This is a genomic window from Micromonospora sp. DH13 (assembly GCF_020873825.1).
GTDB lineage: Bacteria > Actinomycetota > Actinomycetes > Mycobacteriales > Micromonosporaceae > Micromonospora > Micromonospora haikouensis.
This window is the reverse complement of record NZ_JAHWGR010000138.1, coordinates 1-245: the sequence shown is the minus strand read 5'-3', so window position 1 is coordinate 245 and position 245 is coordinate 1. Positions and strand designations below refer to the sequence as shown.

At 75.1% G+C, this 245-nt stretch carries 1 pseudogene; it reads left to right on the top strand.

Going from position 1 to position 245, the window contains the following annotated elements:
• A pseudogene (locus tag LPA42_RS33620) lies at window positions 1-245 on the top strand (hypothetical protein); the annotation flags it as partial.

Genomic DNA, 245 nt, shown 5'->3' with positions numbered 1-245 from the left:
CGGCCGAATACCAGACGGGCTTCGACGCGGACGCGCTGCTGGCCCGCGAGCCCGATCTGGCCAGGGCCCGCCTCGTCATGCCGGGCCTGGAGTACGCCGTGGGCGCAGCCGCCCGCCTCGCCGCCCGGCTCCCCGGCGACATGATCACCGCGCTGATCTCGATCGGCTACGAGTTCGGCTTCATCGACGCGTACCTGCGGGTGTTGCGCGGCGAGCGGCCGGCGCTGCCGACCCGGCCGACCGGG